Raw genomic sequence first — 16,315 nt, forward strand, 5'->3', positions numbered from 1 at the left:
TTCGCGGTTCCCGACGACCACATGGCCGCTCGCGCCCCCACTCAACGACTCATCCGAAAGCGCATGACAAAAATCGTAACGCTGGTCTATTACCACTCAATGGCGCGTTTCTTTTGCGGCATAGAAGATGCATGGAAGCAATTCGAGCCCGATGCCGAGTTCCTGCATCTCGCGGTATTCCCCAGCGCCTGGGCTTACATGAAGGTGCATGGACGGCAAACGGCAGCGCTTTCCTGGCAGTCGTATCTGGGTGCAAGCGTCAGCACAAAGGGTATCGCCAGCGTGCCCGGACCGGAGATCGAGGCCATGATCCGGTTCCATGCATCGGACCCGAACATCAAGCCGACGCAGACAGTCGCGCTGCGGCGCCAGGCGCAAAAAATGCTGCGCGCCTGCCGCTCGATCGTGACGAAGTTCGATCCGGACATTGCGATCATCAGCGGTGATACACGGCTTCCCGCCGAGTCGCTGATTCGCGCGCTAAAGAACCGCAAGACTGTGTCGTGGTATTTCGAGCAAGGCCCATACCGCACGACGGTGCTCGATCGCCAGGGCGTCAACGCGAACTGCTCGTTTCGCCACGAGCTTGCCCGGCTCGAGGCGTCCGGGCCATCCCTGCCGCCTCGCGTAAATTCAGCCCGCTGGACCAACAAGCTCTATACGTTGCTGGACCGCGTCGCGTTCGCACAAGCACATGTCACGCGCCTGATGCCACCCGACCTCCTGCCCTACACGCTGCACAAATGTCCACAGGCACGCTATGCCAGACTGCGTTCGACGGTGCTGCTGCAGTCCGATCCGCACAAGGTCGTACTGGTCGCCATGCAGGTCCCGGAAGACGCGAACAATATTTACCACAACCCCCTCGGTCTCGACGACGTCGGCCTGCTCAAACTCGTGCTGGACAACGTGCGAGCCGGCGTGACCATCGTGGTTCGCGAGCACCCGCTGTACAGGCGAAAGTATTCGCCGGCCTTCTATGCGCTGATTGAAGCGTCGCGCAACGTGGTCCTGAGCCAGGCTTCGCTGCAGCAGGATCTCGACAGGAGCAGGACCACGATCACCGTCAATTCGCTCACCGGACTCGACGCCTTCGCGCAAGGGCATCGCGTGATCTTGCTGGGGGAGTCGTTCTACGATCATCTGCCGGGCATCGACACGCTCCGCTCCGGCGTGTCGCTAGAGACGTTGCTGACGCGAGACCAGCCGCCTTGCAGCGATAACCCTGCCTCGTTGCTTGGCCCGTTGATCGACAAACATTTCTTCAAGGGACACTTCAGCGACGTGGACTTGTCATTTACCCGCACGATCGCGCAACAGATCGCCAATGACTCGCGAGCCGCTCGATGAGCCGGATGCGGTTCACGCAGATGGCGGCGTTGATCAAGCGCAATACGATGCTCAGGCGCATTGCGTCAAGCCTGTTCTCCCGCGTGCTCGGAGCAGTCGTCAACTTCACGCTGGTGATCTATCTGGGGCGGTATCTCGGCGCGGCGCAGACCGGTCTCTACATGATCGGTTTCGGCGCTGCGACCCTGCTGTCCACACTGGCGCGTCTCGGGCTCGAACAGATCATCATCCGTGAAGGCGCTCCGCTGATCCGCGATGCCCACTGGCACGCACTGCGGCGTCTCTATCGGCGAGCGTTGTTCACGTCCCTGTGCGCGGGCGCATTGATTGCAATGGTCATGTTTGCGCTCGCCCGCGTGATTGCCGTCTACATCTTTCACAAGGCGGAACTGGCCGACGTGCTGCCATGGTTCGCGCTCTCCATCCTGCCGCTGACTTTTGCATTGATCCACGTGCCGTTCCTGCAGATCGCCAATCGTCCGGAGAGCAGCATCGCCATCCTGAGCCTATGGATACCGCTCTTCTCGCTGCCCGCGCTCTTGCTGGTTCACCCGCATTCCGGCGTGACCGGTGCTCAGATCTTTCTAGCGGCTTGCACGGTCAATGCATTGATTGCGTTTGCGCAATGGCGGCGCTTCATGGCTCATAAAAGTGCGCAGAACACGAATGCGGCGGCCTTGCCCGACCCCGCGTTGCTCGCACCCGCGATGCCGCTTCTCGTGGGCAACGTCTGCCAGATGGCGCTGCTGTGGATCGCGGTTTTTGCGGTGGGCATCGCCGCTTCGCCTGATGCCGTGGGCGCGTATTCGGTTGCGCAACGCGTTGCGTTGACGTTGTCAGGATTTCTCGTCCCGCCTATCGATGCGCTCGTCGGACCACGACTCGCGATGATGCGTGGGGACAAGTCACGCGAGGAAATCCAGTACCTGATCCAGAGCATCTCCTCGGTGCTGTTCGTCTCTGCGACGGCCGTGTTTGCCGTGATCCTGCTCTATGGCTCCGAGATCCTCAGGTTATTCGGCGGTGATTTCCGCGAAGGCTATGGTGCACTCGTCTGCCTCAGCTTCGGGCAACTCGCGATTGTCGCGAGCGGTTCAATACGCCCGCTGCTCGTGGTCTACGGCCTGGAGAAAATGATCCGGAATACGATGATGGGGGCTGCCCTCTGTTGTGTCGTGTTGTGCGTGGTGCTGATTCCGCTCATCGGTCCGTTAGGCGCCGCGATCGCGACCTCGCTCGCACTCGCCGGAGAGAAGGTAATCGAAGGACTCATTGCCCGGCGCATGCTCGGCATCTCCGTGTTTCCGTCGCCCGGCTTCTATGCGCAACACGTCAGGCTCTGGCTTGATCGCGACAGCGCACAACGGCGAGGTAGCTGAACCATGGAACTCGGCATCTGGTTCAAGGTTCGCAACCGTCTCAGCACATGCCTTCAGGGTGTGCTGCTGCCTTTCTTCTTCGCCGAATTCGGGCGTGGCGCGAGGATTCTCCGCCCGATCCGGATCAGCGGCTCCGACAATATCTCGATCGGACGGGATGCGTTCATCAATCATTTCGCATGGCTCGAAACCATCGCGTGCTTTGACAGCAAACCCGCGCTGCGGATTGAGCGCGGCGTTTATATAGGCAACAGTGCGCACATCATTGCGACGCAATCGATTGTGATCGAAGCCGATGCACTGATCGCGGACCGTGTGTATATAGCCGACTACGCTCACGGCTATAAAGATGTCCGCATGCCCGTGAAACATCAGGCGTTGACGCCCCGCGCGCCCGTCAGGATCGGGACCGGTACGTGGATTGGTGAGAATGCAGTCTTGATTGGATGCACGATCGGGCGCAACTGCGTAATCGGCGCCAACTCAGTGGTGCTCACCGATATTCCCGATTATTGCGTCGCCGTGGGAAGCCCTGCCAGGGTCATTCGCCGATGGAACCCGCAGACCGAAGAATGGATAACCGCGTGAAGATGACCGGACACCCACTCACTTCCCCCTTCATTCGACCACGCTTTTTCCGCCATGAAAATACGCTTCAATAAACGCATGCGATATTCGCTCCTGCTGCTCGCCATCCTGCTGGCAAGCGGCGGCTGGATCGTCGTCGTGCGCATGGGCAACGGGCCGCTGATCGCGGCCATCACGCTGATCCTGTTCTGCGGTTTCCTTGCCTCACCCCGCATTCCACGTGCGGTCGGGCTCATGTTTGCGCTGCTCATCGGGCTGATTTTCGTTGTGAGTTTCGTGCAGGACTGGACCGTCGACGACAAGGAGTTGTTTGTCATTCTTAAAGCGTTGATCGCGCTCTTTGCATGCATTCATTTCAAGCGCTCCGGTCTGGATTTCCGCGAGTTGTTTGTCGACGTCATGTATTACACGGCCATCGTCTCCCTGGTCCTGTATCCCCTCGCGTACGTGGCGCCCGGAATCGCCCGCTTCATAGACGGCGAATACAGCACCGTGTTCGGCCTGCTCTATGTGCGCTCGTCCGACCTCGAGCGCTTTCATCATTACCGCAACCAGGGCTTCTTCTGGGAAGCGGGCGTGTATGGCGTGATGCTGACGCTTGCGTACACGTACAACGTGCTCAAGTTCCGCAGGCGGCCAAGCGCGGTCTTCCTCCTGGCGGCTATCACCACGCAATCCATGGGCGCGCTGTCGATCCTGTTTCCGTTCGCGGGATTTTGCTACATCTACGCGCGCCAGCCAAAAGTGGCCAAGCTGCTGGCGGGGACCGTCGTCGTGCTGGTGGTCCTGGGCGTATCCGCGCCAGGTATTCTCGGCGATGCATTCTCCGTGCTCTTCGGCCGCAACGTCCAGAACGACGCCAGTATCCTGGTGCGCATCAACGACCTGACCCTGGGTCTGCGCGCAGCCTCGGACAGCCTGCTGCTTGGCAGGCCCAGCGGCGATATGGACGCGTACAACGCGCTCGCTCTGGATGAATTCGGCTACGTCAAGGTGGAGGACAGCGGCATATCCAACTCCATGACGTGGCTGGTCTACAAGTACGGGGTGCCGGTTGCGCTGATGTACTGCCTGGTGCTGTGGATTCGCGTCAGAAAGGACTTCGGCAACCTGGCGCCGCTCGTCTTCCTGGTGTTCTCCGGCTTGATGATGATCGAGCCGCTTGGCGTGTCCATCTTCGTGTTTATGTTGCTGGGGTATAGGGATGGCGTCGAGGTTGAAACGCAGATGTCAGCGCCGGTTTCCGACGCTTTGCCCGCGCCGGTTGGCAGCCGTGTCGCCGGTGCCGGTGCATGAGGGAGTCAAGTCCGCGACACTCGCGCGGGCTCTGTCGAACGTGCCTGACGGCGACGGCCATTGATGAGATCGCCAGCCACACCCGTGCGGTCGATAGCCCAGGCAATCGCCGCCAGCAAAGTGGCCTGGATGGCGAACGACAGCAACCAGTGGTTCGCATGAACGGCGTCGAGCACATGGACGACCGTCGCGTTCACCAGATAGTTGAAGCCAAGGATAGGTAGCGTATGCGTTCCGAGCCAACGCAAAAACCGGGAGTCGGGAAGCGCCATGCAGAGATGGCCCAGCATCAGCGTACCGGCGAGCGCCGCCGCAACATCGAACGTGAGTTTCACCGGAGTGGAGCCGTAGATGCTGTCCGACATATTGAGCGCATCTCCCGATCTGTTCACCAGCACAGCCCACACCATTGCGACACTGACACTTAGGATCACGCGGCGTAGCGTGGAGCCATTTTCTTGAAAATCAAACCATCGCCTTCTCCTGACGATGTGTCCGATCGCGAAGAAAAATGCTGCGGATGTTGCTATGTCAAGGTCGAACGGAATGAACGGCAAATGCGCCGCGCCCGCTATTCCGGCAATGCCAATCACCATCAGCACCGGCACCATCGCTTTGCCGATCACGCGCGCGAGGCACGCGGCGGCCGTCTCCAGGCTGAACAGGCAAAACAGGAACCACAACGGTGTCGAGAGAAAATTACCGTCGGCGCGTGGAAAGCCGACCGCGGTACCCCACGCCAACCCGAGGAATGCTGTTAGCGTGAGCCTGTGGAGCAGCAGCTTGGCGACGAATCCCAGTGCGCATACAGCGCCCATGCACCACGCGGGAATGATCAGCCGTTGGAATTTTCCATTGGCAAACGACCCAGGCGAACGCTGCGCCTTATCGACCTGGAAGAGATAGCCCGACAGGAAAAAGAACGCCGGCATATGGAAGGAATAAACATACCGGTGGACTTCTTCCGGAAGCCCTGCGGTATGTCCAAGCACCACCAGCAGAATCCCAAGGCCGCGGAACAGGTCGATTTCCGGGTTGCGTTCTGTGCTCATTCTTAGCGTTTCCTCAGGAGTGCGCAGGCTGACTGGCGAGGTTTCAAGACGATCCTTTGGCGATCGCACATGTCAACATGATCAGCAGCGCCAAAGCGGCCAGCCGACGCAGTCTCAACAAAAGGATCAGGCGCCGCGGCGTCCACTTGCCGAACCTGCGCCACTTCGCCGTGCCATATTCAATGTGCGCATAGACGCCATAAAACAACCGCATTCGAATAGCTGAGGCGAAGGAAACAGCCACATAAACGGCGATGACAACGGCCGCTAAAAACATGATCCCGGATAGCATCACACCCCCGTGCGCTGGTTGGGATTGGCAAAACATTTGCAACTGGTCTTGTTGATAACCGCACTGTGCCGGCGGCTTTGAAGGAGTCGATTGTTTCACCAGGCGCCGGTTGGCATCAGTCAAAACAAGCCGCTTTTCTGACACGAGAATTACTCGCGTAACGATTGCTGGAACAGTGCTGTCACACGGATTCAGCGTGCTTATCCCGGTACGTCAAAACCATACCTTTTTTCGCAAGTGTTTTTTATGGCGTGGACGACGCCCCTATGATTGGTCCGCTTGCACTCTCAGGGCAGGCAAAAACCTCGGAACTTGCCTGCTCATCCGCTTAGGGTGAGCAGGTTTTTTTTAAGTTCGACGCAATGATTGAGATGTCAGACCGATTCAAAATGGCGAGTCTTCTTAAAGACAACCACGGAAGGCAAGCACGGTCTCACCCCTTACCTCTCAACGCCGGATCAAGCACCGCAGCCAGCTTTTCAAACGCCGGCTCGATTTCCTTTTCCGCCACGCATCCGTACCCGATCAGCAACCCCGACATGCCCTCTGCAGGCCGCAGGAAATAACCCGACAGCGGCCGCACCACGATATTGACCGCGAGCGCCGCTTTCGCCACCTCACGGTCATCCACGCCATCGGGCAAACGCAGCACGAGATGCAGCCCGGCATCGCCACCGACAATCTGCAACGCGTCGCCATAACGCTTCCTGATCGTGTCCAGCAGGATCTGGCGACGCTGCCCATAGATCCCGCGCATGCGCCGGATATGCGATGTGAAATGCCCCTCCGCGATGAACTCGGCCAGCACCGCCTGCTGCAACAGCTGACCCTCTCGATACAACTCGGCGGAAGCGGTCGCAAAGCTCGTCGACAAGCCCTCGGGCACCACGATATAGCCAATCCTCAGCCCGGGGAAAAGCGTCTTGCCGAAGCTGCCTACGTAGATCACCTGACCCGATGTATCGAGTCCTTGCAGCGACGCGAGTGGCCGGCTGCCGTATCGGAACTCGCTGTCGTAATCATCTTCGATGATCCAGCAGCCGTTCTGCCGCGCGAACTCCAGCAGCATGCGCCGCCGCGCGAGGCTCATTACCATGCCCAGCGGATATTGATGCGACGGCGTGACCAGCATCAGCTTGGGTGGCGCGGCAAGATCATCCGCGGATGGATTGATGCCCTCTGCATCCACGGGAATGGCCTTGAGCGATAGCCCGGATACTTGCAACACGCTACGCACGCCCCAGTAGCAGGGGTCTTCGGTCCAGATGACATCGCCGGAATCGGACAGCAGGCGCACGGCAAGATCGATGGACTGATGAATCCCCGTCGTCACGATGATTTGTTCCGGCGTGCAATGCACCGAGCGCGAGGTCCGCAAATAATCGGCGAGCACCTGACGCAGCTTCGGCAGCCCGCCGCCGGGCGCATAGGTCAGCAGGTCCGGCGGCAAGCGGCGCCAATATTTGGATTGCAGGCGGCTCCAGACAGCCGCCGGGAAGCGCGAGACATCGGGTACGCCGGGCATGAACGCGCCGCCTTGCCGCTGCGACACACCCGCCCCCTGCAGCAACCGTGCGCCGCGCGCGGACAGTACACGAGGCTCCGCCGGGGGCGCATCGCGCGCCGCGGATTGCGCGCCCACGATCTCATCTGGCGCGCTGTCCGAGACGAACGTACCCTGCCCCGTCGCCGACCACACGTAGCCTTCCAGCGCGAGTTGCTCATACACCTGCGTGACCGTATTGCGGCCGAGGCCCAACTCGCTTGCGAGCAATCGCGACGACGGTACCTTGGTCCCCGCCGGCAATTCCCGCGACAGGATGGCCTGCTGCAACAGGCCATACAACTGCCGGTATATCGGTTGACCGCCTGTTCTTTCGATCCGCTGAGCCAGCCAGTCGGACAACATGCTTGCGCGCATCGCTGAAATGGCTCCTATAAAAACACGGAAATGGCTCTGATTGAAAGAGCCAAATCTTACTATAGTCGAGCTACCGCCTAAGAACCGACAAGTAACGATCAACCCTCCAAGGAGCCATGCCGTGAGCCAGACCCTGAAGAACGCCGACCTTAAAGCCCGCAAGGATGCAGCGACGCCGCGCGGCGTCGGCGTGATGTGTGATTTCTACGCTGAACGTGCCGAAAACGCCGAGCTGTGGGATGTGGAAGGCCGCCGGTTCATCGACTTCGCGGCGGGGATCGCGGTATGCAATACGGGACATCGGCATCCCAAGATTGTCGCGGCAATGCGCGCGCAACTCGAGCGCTTCACGCACACGGCATATCAGATCGTCCCTTACGAATCGTATGTTTCGCTCGCCGAGAAGATCATCGCGCGCGCACCCGGCGACTATGCAAAGAAGGCCGCGTTCTTCACGACCGGCGCGGAAGCCGTCGAAAACGCCATCAAGATCGCGCGCGCAGCAACGGGCCGGCCGGGCGTGATCGCATTCGGCGGCGGGTTCCATGGCCGCACGTTCATGGGCATGGCGCTGACGGGCAAGGTCGCGCCGTACAAGATCGGCTTCGGGCCGTTCCCGTCGGACGTATTCCATGCACCGTTCCCGAACCCGGTGCGCGGCATTACGACCGAGGATTCGCTGCGCGCGATCGAGCAACTTTTTGCGGCGGATATCGAAGCAAGACGTGTTGCCGCGATCATCTTCGAACCGGTTCAGGGCGAAGGCGGTTTCTATCAGGCGCCCGTGGAATTCGTTCGCGCGTTGCGCAAGCTCTGCGACACCCACGGCATTTTGCTGATCGCCGATGAAGTGCAAACCGGCTTCGCGCGCACCGGCAAGATGTTCGCGATGCAGCACTACGATGTGGCGCCGGACCTGATGACCATCGCCAAAAGCCTGGCGGGCGGCATGCCGTTGTCGGGCGTGGTCGGCCGTGCCGATGTGATGGACGCGGTCGCACCCGGCGGTCTTGGCGGCACGTATGCGGGCAACCCGATGGCGGTAGCGTCGGCGCATGCGGTGCTCGAGATCATCGATGAAGAGAAGCTGTGTGAGCGTGCCGTGCGGCTGGGCGACAAGCTGAAGTCGCGGTTGACGACACTTAAGGCCGACGTTCCCCAGATCGCCGATGTGCGCGGCCCCGGCGGCATGGTCGCGGTCGAATTCTGCAAACCGGGTACCAGTGAAGCCGATGCTGCTTTCGCCAAGCGCGTGCAGACCTTGGCGCTTGAACGCGGCCTGCTTTTGCTGATCTGCGGCGTGCACAGCAACGTGATCCGGTTCCTGTTTCCGCTGACCATTCAGGACGCCGTGTTCGATGAAGCGCTCGCCATTCTCGAACGTGTCCTGACAGAAGAAGTGGGTGTCGCAGCATGAGCACGCAACATTCATCGATGCAGTTGAAGGACCCGGCGCTGCTGCGTCACGAAGCGTTCATCAACGGCGAGTGGCAAGGCGCCGATGATGCCGCCACCTTTGAGGTCATCGACCCGGCGAACGGCCAGTCGCTCGGTCATGTGCCCAGGATGGGCGCGGCGGAAACGCGGCGGGCGATTGATGCGGCGAACACCGCGTGGCCACTCTGGCGCAAGAAGACCGCGAAGGAACGCGCGGCCGTGCTGCGTCGCTGGTACGAGTTGATGCTCGAACACGCCGACGATCTCGCCATGATCCTCACCCGCGAGCAAGGCAAGCCGCTCGCCGAAGCGCGGGGAGAGATCGTCTACGCGGCATCGTTTATCGAATGGTTCGCGGAGGAAGGCAAACGCGTTGCCGGTGACACGCTGGCGTCGCCCGCCGCTGACAAACGCATTGTGGTGACCAAGGAACCAATTGGCGTCTGCGCGGCGATTACGCCGTGGAATTTCCCGAGCGCGATGATCACGCGCAAGGTCGGCCCGGCGCTTGCAGCCGGTTGTTCGATCGTCGTGAAGCCCGCCGAGTCCACCCCGTTTTCCGCTTTTGCAATGGCCGTTCTGGCCGAACGCGCGGGGCTGCCCAAGGGTGTGCTTAACATCGTGACCGGCGACCCGAAGGCGATCGGCGCCGAGCTGACCGGCAATCCCATTGTCAGGAAGTTATCGTTCACGGGATCGACGCAGGTCGGCCGTCTGCTGATGGCGCAAAGCGCACCGACGGTCAAGAAAGTGTCACTGGAACTGGGCGGCAATGCGCCGTTTATCGTTTTCGACGATGCCGATATTGATGCCGCAGTGGAAGGCGCGATTGCATCGAAGTATCGCAACAGCGGGCAGACTTGCGTGTGTACGAACCGGTTCTATGTTCATGACCGGGTGTATGACGAATTTGCCGCCAAGCTGGGGGCGGCCGTTGCGAAGCTGACGGTGGGCAATGGGTTGGAAAGCGGTGTGTTGCTCGGGCCGCTGATTAACGATGCCGCCGTGCAGAAGGTCGAATCGCATATTCACGACGCGCTGGAAAAAGGCGCCCGGGTTGTGACAGGCGGCAAGCGGCATGCGCTCGGATTTGGCTTCTTTGAACCGACGGTGTTGTCGGGCGTCACTTCAGAGATGAAGATCGCCAGGGAGGAAACGTTCGGACCGCTCGCACCGTTGTTCCGGTTCTCTTCCGATGAAGAAGTGATTCGGATGGCTAACGATACCGAGTTTGGACTGGCCGCCTATTTTTATAGCCACGATATCGGGAGAGTTTGGCGGGTCGCGGAGGCGCTGGAATATGGCATGGTCGGGATTAATACCGGGCTCATTTCTAACGAGGTCGCGCCGTTTGGCGGCGTCAAGCAGTCGGGGCTCGGACGGGAAGGCTCGCGGTATGGGATCGATGACTATCTGGTGATCAAGTATTTGTGCATGGGGGTTTGAGGGCGTACGCACTTGGGGATGTGACGGAGGTTTGAGAGCGCAGCGAACGAGGTCAAGACCGAGCTGTGCGTGAAATGGGACCGTTTATAACGGTCCCATTTCGTTTGACTTCTTCGCGTTATCGCGCGAGGAGCGAACGGCGTGGCTGCTTGCGTTTCGCGGTGACCCGGTAACGCTGCGTGCTGACGACTTCTTCGATTCGTTCGGAAGCGCGAGGATATCGAGCAAGGCGAGTTGCGCGCGCTGCACTTTTAGCAAGATGCGGTGCATTTCGCGATTGTCGGACGACGCGGCCCATATATAGCGCGCAACTCGGCGAGTGTCGGCGGGGAAAAATCAAGCAGCGACATACCGTCGACCGCTGTATAAAAACACAGCGAGGGTCGAATAGCGCGACTCCGGAGCGTTCGCTTTCGGACTAATCCTATAGCCGGGAGATTTTTGGCATCGGACTGTAGTCGCCTTTAAGCGACTCTCTCTGACCAACCGCCCCTTAGAACGTCCCCGCAAAGGTCGCCCATAATTATGTTCAAGTGCATTCTAGGAGTAATGGTCGGTATAGGTCTCTTGATTTGCGCGGCTCTGGTCGCCTCAAATACAAACGACTTCCTTAAATCTTCCGTCGTTGTTTCGGGCCGGGTTGTCGAGCTTAGCCACGGTCCAAATCATCCAACAATCGCATTTGTAACTCAGAGTGGAGAACACATTAGCTTTCCAGATGGCGGATTTCTGCCCTCACTGGGCATCGACGACCAAGTGCCGGTTCGATACAAACCGGATGCACCTCTGCAAACAGCAAAGTTAGATTTTTTTGGTCCGATCTGGGGTAACGCATTAGTCCTGCTTGGCTTTGGTTTATCCAGTTTGCTTGGATCACTCCTTAATTTTTATCTGCAAAATCGTTCTGAAAAAAAGTGTAAAATAAAATGAGCCAATTTCTGAGAGAAAGTAAGTGGAAATACGATACTGGCGCGACAGGCGGAATGGGTACGGCTTTCTTAGCGGCTTCAGGCGGGACAATCAGTCTTAAAAATCCAGATAGTCAAACTCAAGAATTTTCATACGCTGGGTTTGGCCTCAGTGTCTTTTCGGTTTCCATTCCAAAAATCAAGATACCTAATATACCCATAGTGAACCGTTCGATTGGGGCGACTGGTGCCGCAGAGTCTTTTGATGGTTCTGGACTGGTTTATATGACCGATTCATTTCATGGTAATGAGCTTTCAAAATCAGACCTTCAAGGCGGCACTGTCTATTTTGATGCTGCCGCCGGACTGTTAGCCGGATATGGTGCGTCTGTGATGTTGCTAGGCATCAATACCGCATTTATAACGCCATGGCTGCTCAATCCGGGACTCGGTGCGAACCTCGCGGCAAATGCTATTCAACACGCGCCCGCTTTGTTGGTGATGCGCGGACAATCTGAAGGGCTGATCGCAAGCCTGTTCGACCTCAGCGCAATGATCGGATACCTTCATTAATAATTTATCGAAAACGGGATTTTGATGGCACAGGACATTTTTTTGAAATTAAATGGTATCGACGGGGAATCGCAAGATGCCACGCATTTGAACGAAATCGACATAGCTACGTGGACTTGGCAAATTTCACAGGACTCGGCGATGATGTCCGGGTCTGGTGGAGGTGCGGGAAGAAGCACTGTCGCAGACATTTCGTTGACGCATAAGATGGACCGATCCAGCCCGAATTTGGCTAAATACTGCTTTACGGGAAAACATATTCCCGAAGCGATCCTAACCATGCGCAAGGCGGGTGGCACCCCCTTTGAATATGCGCGGATTACCATGTCTGACGTGGTCATTAGTCACTTTGCGCCAATTGCTACCGGATTGGTCTGCCAAGAAACGTTTCGTTTATCTTTCGCGAGAATGAAATACGAATACATGCTTCAAAATGCGCTTGGCGGTAGCGGAGGGGTGGTGACCTCCCTAATAGATGTCAAGGAGAACCGCTCCTCGTAGCAAGATCACGGAGCTCCGCAAAGCGCGAAGCGTGCACTGGCGGTCAATTTCGTGCGTCCATTTTTATTTAGCCCTGCATTCGTCGTCGCTCGTTCGTCGTAGTGCTCTCAAAGCTTGCCTCAACTCAAAAGCACGTTGCTCGCCAGAGCCACCGATGAAGGCATGCTTAGTTCGCCCTGAACAATCCGTTGGAGCGGGCGACAATCGAGACCGACTTGAGGCCGAAGGTGACGATCGTGGATCGCAGCTACAAGGGCGTCGAGATCGCTCACGTGAAGATCTATCACCCTGCCAATTGTGAGCTTGGTGCGCTCGGGAGCAAGCCTCGGTGGTACATGCGGTGCGTGTGCGTCGCATGTACCGCGGGTTCAAACCTCAACTGCAACCCGCTCCGAGTTTTCCACCGCAAACGCCGTACCGAGTGCCGCATGCAACAACGCCGAATGCGCCCCACCCGCATCCAACACGATCAAACTCTCCGCAAACGCCCTCTCCAAAGAAACCCTGCCCTCGATCACCGCTTCCATCGCCACTTCCGTTGCAATAAAAACCACATCCCGGTCCTCCTGCTTTTCCGCGGTCACTTCCGGCGGCTCCGGACTGCAATCAGGATCGAACCCATTCTCCGTCGCGTGGAAAAATCCCCAGGTCCCTATTTCAATCAGCAGCACATAGAAATCCGGCAGCGCCATCAACTCGTTAACCGGCATGGACGACTCCAGCCGGCGTTGCAACGCCTTCAGCGTATCGATCGCCGCCACGCGCAACTTCACGTTGGCTAGCGGGCCATCGAAAACCTTGTCCGGCAACACGCCCGCATCGATCGCTGCCCGCGTAGCAACAGCCACCGTCAGCGATCCGGGATGATCCACGTTAAATTCAATCTTGAGGTCGCAGATAGAGCACATTGTCTTGATTCCTTTGCAAGCGTCGGACCAACGTCATGAAGCTCAAGGCGTCACGATGTTGAACCAGAAGTCGAAGTTATCCAGCCAGGAAACGAACTCACCCAGCTTCTGCGTGTTGCCCGTGATCTTCGCCTTGCCCGCAATAATCTGCTTCTGCATGGTCGTGACGCCCATCATCACGTCGTTGAGATCGGTCCGGGACATGCTCACGGATGCATCGGCCGCGTCCGATGTCTTGCCCTTCGAATAATGCAGCGCCGAATTCTCGACTCCGACCAGATAGTTTTCTTTCGTGTCGGTCATGATGAAGTTGAACGAGATCGACTTGCCCGCCGCCCGGTCTGCATTCAAGCGAACACCCTGGTAATCGAGGAACATTTCCAACGGCATCGCCTTGATCGTGTCAGGACTTTGTGAACTGCCGAACGGAACCTTGTGCACGCCGTTACGAAGTTCCATGGCGCCCGTCAGGTAGAAATTGCGCCAGCTCGAAGCTTCCGACTGGTACCCAAGCTGTTCATAAGCGTCGGCCAGCATGTGCTTGGCGGAAACGTTCTTCGGATCGGCAAACACAACGTGGTTCACGACTTCGGCAACCCAGCGGTACTCGCCCTTGTCGTAATACTTCTGCGCCTTCTGCAAGACAGCATCTGCGCCGCCCATGAACTCCACGTAACGCTTGCCATTTTCGACAGGCGGCAATCTATGGAGATTCGCGGGCACCCCGTCAAAAAAGCCCAGACGCAGGTTGTATTGCGCGACCACATCATGGAAAACTGTGCCGTAATAGCTACGGCAATACCATTGTTTTGCCAACGTATCCGGCAGCCGCAGCATCTCCCCGATCTCGAGAGGCGTGTAACCGGTATTGGCCAGGCGCATGGTCTGGTCATGCAAATAGCGGTACATGTCGCGTTGCGCCTTCAGGAACGCAATGATCCGCTCGTTGCCCCACGTCGGCCAATAATGCGACGCGAACAGGACCTGCATGTCGCTGCCGAACATATCAATCGCTGCCTGAAGGTACTTCGACCACAACAACGCGTCCCGGACCTTGGCGCCGCGCAACGTATAAAGGTTATGCAGCGTGTGAGTCGCATCCTCAGCCGCGCAAAACGCCTTGTACTTCGGAATGTAGAACATGAACTCGGACGGCGCTTCGGATTCCGGCGCCATGATGACCGTCATTTCAACGCCATCCATGGTCAGCTTCTGCCCCGTCTCGGTCGCAAAGTCGGTCGGCACAAGCAACGTGATCGCACCGATGGACGTGGTCTTGCCCAGCCCGGCGTCCACTACGCCATCAACTCCTCGGGGCAGCAAATTGCCGTACATATAAGCCGCCCGCCGGCTCATCGCGTTCCCGGCAATGACGTTTTCGCCCACCGCGGCCTCGGTGAATCCCGCCGGCGCGTAAATCTTTACCTTGCCCGCTTTTAAATCGGCTTCATCGACAATTCCCCGAATGCCACCATAATGATCCGCATGGCTGTGCGTATAAATAACGTGCGTAATCGGCCGATCGCCAAGGTGCGGTATGACCAATTGCTTCCACACAACGACAGATACATCCGCAGTCATCAAAGGATCAATAACAATCCAGCCAGACTCCCCACGGATAATGCTCATGACTGAAAGGTCATAACCCCGGACCTGCCAAATCCCATCGACCACTTCGAACAGACCGTGATTCATGTTCAGCTTGGCATTTCGCCACAAGCTGGGATTAACGGAATCCGGTGCATTATTCTCCGGGCCACCGCTGATAAACGAGAACTGCCCCAAATCCCAGGCCGCACCACCTTTCGAGCTCGGAATGATTCCGGGGCTCGGCAACGTGGCGATCAGCCCACGGCTCGCATCCTGGAAATCCTGTGTGTCATTGAAGGCCAATTCGTGCGCGTACACCGCGTTCGCTTCCAGGGTCGCCTTGGTCGGCGGCTTGGAACCAATGCCCGTGGGCATGGCAGGCGGCGTCCCTTGCGCCAACGCATCACCGGCTACCGCGCCAAGTCCCGACGCCACGCCGACAGTGACAGCACCGACTCCTCTCAAAAACTCTCTGCGTTTGGTCAGGGAAGCCGGGATTTTTTCATCAGACATAGGTCAATACCTCTAGGTTTCCAGTTGTTCTAAAACGCTGACAGCCCGATAAGAACGGGGATCAACGTGTCCTGCAGCCATTGCTTTCAATCTCATCCGCTACAATCTGAGCAATTAACTCATCGTCCGAAACATTTAGTGCCAGCTCGAATTCTGAAGTGCCACAAAATCGGCTCAATCGTTTTCGATAGAGTCAGTAATGTGAGTAACTTTACAAACGCGTGGCCAACAAGATGTCTCAAACGGCATTAATTCAGCTTGACCAATATCGGTTTTCACAGCGCTTGGGTGGAATTATCGAAAAATTTTTCCGCTTGATATTTACTGCGATTTCGCTTATGTCCCGATGCGATTGCTGATCGCCCGCAAGTGTTCGATCAACCCATAATCTATAAACTAATTGCGGAAATGTTTTAATTCTTGCAATGCTGCAGGCAACTACCTCGCCGGTCTTTGGAGGTTCATCGAGGCTCTTCCTTCCCACACTCAGCACTATGTAAAGCATTTTTGATCATTTGCATTTCGCATGCTAGACGCGCAAGAATGCGTTTTATGCATTCA

The 16,315-nt window shown here is 57.8% G+C and carries 14 protein-coding genes; 9 read left to right on the forward strand and 5 right to left on the reverse strand.

Annotated features, from left to right (window positions below; genetic code table 11):
- The first annotated feature begins 63 nt into the window (after positions 1–63).
- The 4 genes from ACSOSP_RS21575 to ACSOSP_RS21590 all read left to right on the forward strand — a co-directional run bounded on the left by ACSOSP_RS21575 (position 64) and on the right by ACSOSP_RS21590 (position 4,613).
- Complete coding sequence (locus ACSOSP_RS21575; RefSeq protein WP_455312959.1) at positions 64–1,350, forward strand: capsular polysaccharide export protein, LipB/KpsS family; 1,287 nt, start codon at positions 64–66, stop codon at positions 1,348–1,350.
- On the forward strand, positions 1,347–2,729 hold the full coding sequence (locus ACSOSP_RS21580; RefSeq protein ID WP_455312960.1) for an oligosaccharide flippase family protein: 1,383 nt from the start codon (positions 1,347–1,349) through the stop codon (positions 2,727–2,729). Before ACSOSP_RS21575 ends, ACSOSP_RS21580 begins: the two co-directional genes overlap by 4 nt.
- Positions 2,730–2,732: 3 nt before the next feature.
- Positions 2,733–3,317 (forward strand): acyltransferase, encoded by a 585-nt coding sequence (locus tag ACSOSP_RS21585; protein WP_455312961.1) that lies wholly within the window; start codon positions 2,733–2,735, stop codon positions 3,315–3,317.
- Positions 3,318–3,395: 78 nt separating this feature from the next.
- Entirely contained in the window at positions 3,396–4,613 is a 1,218-nt protein-coding gene (locus tag ACSOSP_RS21590) for a hypothetical protein (RefSeq protein WP_455312962.1), read from the forward strand.
- A gap of 5 nt (positions 4,614–4,618) precedes the next feature.
- Here the strand turns inward: ACSOSP_RS21590 and ACSOSP_RS21595 are convergent, their stop codons facing one another.
- The 3 genes from ACSOSP_RS21595 to pdxR all read right to left on the reverse strand — a co-directional run bounded on the left by ACSOSP_RS21595 (position 4,619) and on the right by pdxR (position 7,878).
- Positions 4,619–5,665, reverse strand: coding sequence for an acyltransferase family protein (locus ACSOSP_RS21595; RefSeq protein WP_455312963.1), 1,047 nt, complete (start codon positions 5,663–5,665; stop codon positions 4,619–4,621).
- 43 nt (positions 5,666–5,708) lie between these two features.
- On the reverse strand, positions 5,709–6,101 hold the full coding sequence (locus ACSOSP_RS21600; protein WP_455312964.1) for a hypothetical protein: 393 nt from the start codon (positions 6,099–6,101) through the stop codon (positions 5,709–5,711).
- A 289-nt stretch (positions 6,102–6,390) separates the two neighbouring features.
- Positions 6,391–7,878: a MocR-like pyridoxine biosynthesis transcription factor PdxR gene (pdxR, locus tag ACSOSP_RS21605; RefSeq protein ID WP_455312965.1), complete on the reverse strand. Its 1,488-nt coding sequence runs from the start codon at positions 7,876–7,878 to the stop codon at positions 6,391–6,393.
- Positions 7,879–8,011: 133 nt separating this feature from the next.
- Between pdxR and gabT the strand changes: the two genes are divergently transcribed.
- From gabT to ACSOSP_RS21630, 5 genes are all read left to right on the forward strand, one after another.
- Complete coding sequence (gene gabT / locus ACSOSP_RS21610; protein WP_455313746.1) at positions 8,012–9,295, forward strand: 4-aminobutyrate--2-oxoglutarate transaminase; 1,284 nt, start codon at positions 8,012–8,014, stop codon at positions 9,293–9,295.
- Entirely contained in the window at positions 9,292–10,761 is a 1,470-nt protein-coding gene (gene gabD / locus ACSOSP_RS21615) for an NADP-dependent succinate-semialdehyde dehydrogenase (RefSeq protein WP_455312966.1), read from the forward strand. Before gabT ends, gabD begins: the two co-directional genes overlap by 4 nt.
- 549 nt (positions 10,762–11,310) lie before the next feature.
- Positions 11,311–11,691: a DUF3592 domain-containing protein gene (locus tag ACSOSP_RS21620; protein WP_455312967.1), complete on the forward strand. Its 381-nt coding sequence runs from the start codon at positions 11,311–11,313 to the stop codon at positions 11,689–11,691.
- Positions 11,688–12,242, forward strand: a complete 555-nt coding sequence (locus ACSOSP_RS21625; RefSeq protein ID WP_455312968.1) for a hypothetical protein — start codon at positions 11,688–11,690, stop codon at positions 12,240–12,242. The genes ACSOSP_RS21620 and ACSOSP_RS21625 overlap by 4 nt, the downstream gene beginning before the upstream one ends.
- Before the next feature lie 24 nt (positions 12,243–12,266).
- On the forward strand, positions 12,267–12,743 hold the full coding sequence (locus ACSOSP_RS21630; protein WP_455312969.1) for an Hcp family type VI secretion system effector: 477 nt from the start codon (positions 12,267–12,269) through the stop codon (positions 12,741–12,743).
- Positions 12,744–13,111: 368 nt separating this feature from the next.
- On the opposite strand, the gene ACSOSP_RS21635 is transcribed toward ACSOSP_RS21630, so the two are convergent.
- Positions 13,112–13,651, reverse strand: coding sequence for a hypothetical protein (locus ACSOSP_RS21635; protein ID WP_455312970.1), 540 nt, complete (start codon positions 13,649–13,651; stop codon positions 13,112–13,114).
- A 42-nt stretch (positions 13,652–13,693) separates the two neighbouring features.
- Positions 13,694–15,754, reverse strand: coding sequence for an alkyl/aryl-sulfatase (locus tag ACSOSP_RS21640; protein ID WP_455312971.1), 2,061 nt, complete (start codon positions 15,752–15,754; stop codon positions 13,694–13,696).
- Positions 15,755–16,315: the final 561 nt, after the last annotated feature.

The organism is Caballeronia sp. KNU42, from assembly GCF_053760385.1.

Excerpts from the sequence above, each read along its gene's own strand:
- gabD (WP_455312966.1), top strand. The coding sequence starts at position 9,292 with ATGAGCACGCAACATTCATCGATGCAGTTGAAGGACCCGGCGCTGCTG.
- ACSOSP_RS21595 (WP_455312963.1), bottom strand. The coding sequence starts at position 5,665 with ATGAGCACAGAACGCAACCCGGAAATCGACCTGTTCCGCGGCCTTGGG.
- ACSOSP_RS21575 (WP_455312959.1), top strand. The coding sequence starts at position 64 with ATGACAAAAATCGTAACGCTGGTCTATTACCACTCAATGGCGCGTTTC.
- ACSOSP_RS21635 (WP_455312970.1), bottom strand. The coding sequence starts at position 13,651 with ATGTGCTCTATCTGCGACCTCAAGATTGAATTTAACGTGGATCATCCC.
- ACSOSP_RS21590 (WP_455312962.1), top strand. The coding sequence starts at position 3,396 with ATGCGATATTCGCTCCTGCTGCTCGCCATCCTGCTGGCAAGCGGCGGC.
- ACSOSP_RS21580 (WP_455312960.1), top strand. The coding sequence starts at position 1,347 with ATGAGCCGGATGCGGTTCACGCAGATGGCGGCGTTGATCAAGCGCAAT.
- ACSOSP_RS21625 (WP_455312968.1), top strand. The coding sequence starts at position 11,688 with ATGAGCCAATTTCTGAGAGAAAGTAAGTGGAAATACGATACTGGCGCG.
- ACSOSP_RS21640 (WP_455312971.1), bottom strand. The coding sequence starts at position 15,754 with ATGTCTGATGAAAAAATCCCGGCTTCCCTGACCAAACGCAGAGAGTTT.
- ACSOSP_RS21620 (WP_455312967.1), top strand. The coding sequence starts at position 11,311 with ATGGTCGGTATAGGTCTCTTGATTTGCGCGGCTCTGGTCGCCTCAAAT.
- ACSOSP_RS21630 (WP_455312969.1), top strand. The coding sequence starts at position 12,267 with ATGGCACAGGACATTTTTTTGAAATTAAATGGTATCGACGGGGAATCG.
- pdxR (WP_455312965.1), bottom strand. The coding sequence starts at position 7,878 with ATGCGCGCAAGCATGTTGTCCGACTGGCTGGCTCAGCGGATCGAAAGA.
- ACSOSP_RS21585 (WP_455312961.1), top strand. The coding sequence starts at position 2,733 with ATGGAACTCGGCATCTGGTTCAAGGTTCGCAACCGTCTCAGCACATGC.